Origin of the sequence: Romboutsia sp. 13368 (assembly GCF_018336475.1) — a bacterium.
Lineage (GTDB): Bacteria > Bacillota > Clostridia > Peptostreptococcales > Peptostreptococcaceae > Romboutsia.
On the sequence record NZ_CP048741.1, the window covers coordinates 2,166,405 to 2,170,960 of the forward strand.

Annotated in this window: 4 protein-coding genes; 1 reads left to right on the forward strand and 3 read right to left on the reverse strand. The window is 23.8% G+C overall.

What is annotated here, in order from left to right; genetic code table 11:
• Positions 1-189: 189 nt before the first annotated feature.
• On the reverse strand, positions 190-1,332 hold the full coding sequence (locus G3997_RS09045) for a tetratricopeptide repeat protein (RefSeq protein ID WP_296645453.1): 1,143 nt from the start codon (positions 1,330-1,332) through the stop codon (positions 190-192).
• A gap of 9 nt (positions 1,333-1,341) precedes the next feature.
• Positions 1,342-3,096, reverse strand: coding sequence for a B12-binding domain-containing radical SAM protein (locus G3997_RS09050; protein ID WP_296645454.1), 1,755 nt, complete (start codon positions 3,094-3,096; stop codon positions 1,342-1,344).
• Between the two features lie 162 nt (positions 3,097-3,258).
• Between G3997_RS09050 and G3997_RS09055 the strand changes: the two genes are divergently transcribed.
• Positions 3,259-3,459 (forward strand): hypothetical protein, encoded by a 201-nt coding sequence (locus G3997_RS09055; RefSeq protein WP_296645455.1) that lies wholly within the window; start codon positions 3,259-3,261, stop codon positions 3,457-3,459.
• Positions 3,460-3,462: 3 nt separating this feature from the next.
• Here the strand turns inward: G3997_RS09055 and G3997_RS09060 are convergent, their stop codons facing one another.
• Positions 3,463-4,386, reverse strand: a complete 924-nt coding sequence (locus G3997_RS09060; RefSeq protein WP_296645456.1) for a hypothetical protein — start codon at positions 4,384-4,386, stop codon at positions 3,463-3,465.
• Positions 4,387-4,556: the final 170 nt, after the last annotated feature.

A 4,556-nucleotide genomic window follows, 5' to 3' on the forward strand; every position in this document is an offset into this window, starting at 1 on the left:
AAACTTTTTTATCTTCTGCAGCAGCTACAGAAAGAATTACTTTTTCTTTTCCTTTAAGGATATCTAATATATCATCTAATCTTCTTAGCAAATTAAATCCCCCTTTTATATATACTTAAATAATAGCATACTTGTATAAAAAAAAGACTTCTATTTAATTAGAAGTCTTCAAAAAGTTTCAATCATTTTTTACCTATATTTATCTAATTCTCTTAAACATGACATTGTTATTTCATCTTGTGGATCTAATTCATATGCTCTTTCTATATAATATATAGCATCATCTAAATCTCCATTATTTAAATATGCCATACCTAAATTACATAATATTTCTGGGTCTTCTTTTATCTTAGCTGCAGTTTCAAAATGTTCTATAGCTTTTTCCATATTAAAAGTAGCTGCCTCACAAAGACCAAGTTCAACCATAGTATCTACTTGATGTGGTTTTATAAGTAGTATTTTTTCAAAATATTCTTTAGCTGTTTCAATTTCATCCATATTCTTATATGCTAAACCTATCATAAATAATAAGTTCCACCAATCTGAATGTTCTTCTTCTAAAGGTAATAATTTTTCTAAACCTTCTTCACATCTACCTTGGAATACTAAGTTGTACCCTTCTTCATACTGAACTTTAAAGTCCATTTTACCTATATTATCTTGAACTTCAGATACTAAATCTGCTTCTAGTCCTAATTTTAAAGATTCTTCCCATATTACTTTAGCTTTTACATATTGTCCTTGATTGTAATAATGGTATCCTAAGTGATAGTAACCTAAAGCAAACTCAGGGTCTAAATCTATAACTTTTTCTAGTTTATGTAATGCTTCTAATAAGAAATCATTCATAGCTTTATCATCATTATCTTTTTGATACTTCTTAGCAACTTCTTGACATACTATAGAATAGTGATAAAGTCCTGTTATATCGTTAGGATTCATAGTTATAAGAGCTTTTAAGTATATTAAAGAATCTGTATATTCTCCAATATCAAAATACTTTTTAGACATATAGCCCATATAAGCATCTAAATCTAAATTTACTTTTTTCTTGAATGCATTTAAGAATTTTATATATTCTTCATTATATCTAAATTGGCTATCTATACCTATTATGTATATCATTGCATCAGCAATAGACATTGCATTTAGATTATCTTGTGCTGTATTTTCCTTTATTCCTTTTACTAATACTTCATTTTTTATAGGAACTTGTAATCCTTCACTTGGAATATTGTATCCTTCTACTTTGAATTCACTATCATGCTTTATAGTTATAAAAGATAGTTCTTCTGCTTTTTTTAATATATGTTTTTCTATTTTAAATTTCATACTAACCTCCTATATACTAACTCTATAAGATTTTGATTTCTCAAATATCTTTTTGTCGTCGTATACAAACATTACTACATTATCTACTTTATCTATATCTTTATTTATATCCTTTTTAAGCTCTAATATATCAAATTTAAAAGGTTCAAAGTGAACATATTTTATTATATGCTTAGCTGGTTTATTATAAAATTCTGGTAGATATTTTGATATATTATTTTCATCTTGTAAAAATACATGACATCTATTTTTAAAGTCTTCCATATCAAACTTATTAAAGAATTGTGGTATATTAGATGTCTTACCTAATGATATATAATCAAATTTAAGTATATCATTAAATAATTCATTATTTTTATTTATTACAGTATTATAAAAATCTAAAAGTATTTTGTAAAGCTGATTCTTTCCTTGTGCAACATCAAAATATCCATTTTCATCAAAGTATTTTGCAAAAGCTTCGAAGAATTTAAATGGACTTTCTTTATAATAGTTAAATATTATATATCTCATAGATAACACAAAGTTCTTAGAGTTATAGTACTTTTCTAATATTTCTTCAATATCTTTTAACTTTAGCATTTCACCATAAGTAATATAATCATTATATAAAACTTCATATGGAGGATAATCTTTATATCTATATCCATGCTCATCTGCAGTTTTTCTTACACCAGTTCCTTTTATCATTTTTAAGAATCCTAGTTGTAAATGTTCTATACCTAAGTTAAATACATCATTGAAAGAGTTTTCAAAACTAGAATAATCTTCATATGGAAGACCTGCTATTAAATCTAAATGTTGATGTATATTTCTGTATGATGCTATTTGTTTTACTACTTTTGATAATTTACCAAAATCATCTCTTCTTCCAACTGCATCTAATACTTTTTGATTAGTAGTTTGAACACCTATTTCAAATTGGAATAATCCTTCTTTACAATTTGATAAGAATTCTAACATATCATCATCTAATAAATGAGCTGTTACCTCAAAGTGATATGTAGTATAATCATTGTCATTTTCCATAAGGAAATTCATTATTTCTTTAGCAAACTTTTTATTTGCATTAAACGTTCTATCGATAAATTTAATTTGAGATACTCTCGCATCTATTAATGCTTTTAAATCTTTTTTTACTCTATCTATACTAAAGTATCTTAAACCTTTAAGTGTAGATGATAAGCAATATTGACAGTTAAAAGGGCAACCTCTTGAACTTTCATAATAAACAATTCTATTTTCATATTCTTTAGGATCTAAATTTTCATAAGGACTTGGTATTTCATCTAAGTTTTGTAGTAACTCTTTCGGTCTATTCACTACTACTTGTCCATTGCTTCTGTATACTATTCCTTCTACATCTTCTATATCTTTGTTTCCTTGAAGATGCATAACTAAATCTCTAAATACTAATTCACCTTCACCACATAGTATGTAATCTACAAATGGATATTTCTCCATAGCATTTTCACTATCATAACTTACTTCTGGACCACCTAAACCTATAATTGTGTTTGGTTTTACTTTTTTTATATTTTCGCATAGTTTTACTATATCTAATATGTTCCAAATATAAGTTGAGAATAATATTACATCATAATCATGCTTATATATATCTTTTAATATATAGTCCAAATCATTATTAATTGTATATTCTCTTATATCTGCATCAACTATATCTTTTGTATATGCTTTTAAATATCTTATTGCTAAATTTGTATGTATAAACTTAGAATTTAACGTTGTTAATAAAATTTTCAATTATTTCACCTCTTTATTAAGATTATTGTATATTTTTATGCTGTTTTTAGGTTAAAATAATATGTGTAAAACATTATCAAAAAAATTTTTAATAGAAGGTTTTTACATATATTTTGTAGAATATTAGTATTATAAGTATATAAATTAGAAAAGGAGTTTTTTATGGAATTATTTGACCAAGTATCTATCAACGCTTTATCAAAAAGAGACTTATTACTTATTATAAAGGCATTAGAATACACTAGTGAAAATACAGGTCTTGAAGATTTTATCGATCTTAGAAATAGTATGGTAAAAGAAATCTGCTTTTTAAGTGAAACAAGCGAAGAAGACTTTATAAATTATCTAGAATCAAATAACTAATCTCTATGATTTTTTAAATTTTAATAGATATCGTCCAGATTTAGACTTAATATTTATATTTAATATATTATTATTAAAAGTCTTAGATACAATATTTATCTGATTAAATATAGGGTCATTATATGTATCACCCTCATTAAGATTTATTAAGTATCTTGGATCTGACTTTTTATCGTATATTTTTTTGTTAATTTTATACTTTCTTAATTTAAGTATATATTCTGACATTGATAAAATAAAGTCTATATTATCTATATTAGTGTTCTCAGTATTTCCTAGTATAGATAGTATAGATTTTTTTATACTTTCACTTCCAAAGTCTTTAACTTCTCTATCTTCTATGTATATATCATATAATATATTTAATAAACTTCCTAAAATTTTATAATTATCATACTCTTCAACTTTCAAGTCTATATATTTATCTATTAGTTGTATTGCATTTATTCTTGCCATATGAAATTTTATAGTACTAGGCTTATCTAAAGATATAGTAAAACCTATAATTTGTTCTTTAATTTTTTGAAGTAAATCTTTATATTCTATATTTTTATCTTCTATTATATTATGAATAATTGAGTTATATAAAACAGAAGATAATATATATTCGAATAAATATTCTTCTTTTTTTAAGTATCTAACATACTTTTGTATTAATTCTACTACCTCATCCTCACTTTTTTGAATATTAGTATTAGAAATAATTACTGGTAATAAAATATTAAGTATATTATTGTACTCTGGTATTTCTCCATAAAATCTATAATATATCAATTCATCTCTTAATCTATTATTATCTACATATACACATCTCTGTGTTTTATTATCTATTAAACACTTTGTATTAATTATAATTAAATCTTTTAAATATTTATCTTTTATATCAAAAGCTGATATATAAGCTGTTTTAATTAGATTATCTTTCATAAATATGATTTTCCTCGTAATATTTTATAATTATTATTTTTATCAAGTAATTACTTTAATATACTTATTATAATCTATACTAATAAAAAAAAATAGACAGCTTATAAGCTGTCGTTTATACAGGAGAGTAGCAGTATATACTACTACCCTTATTTATTATAATTACATTC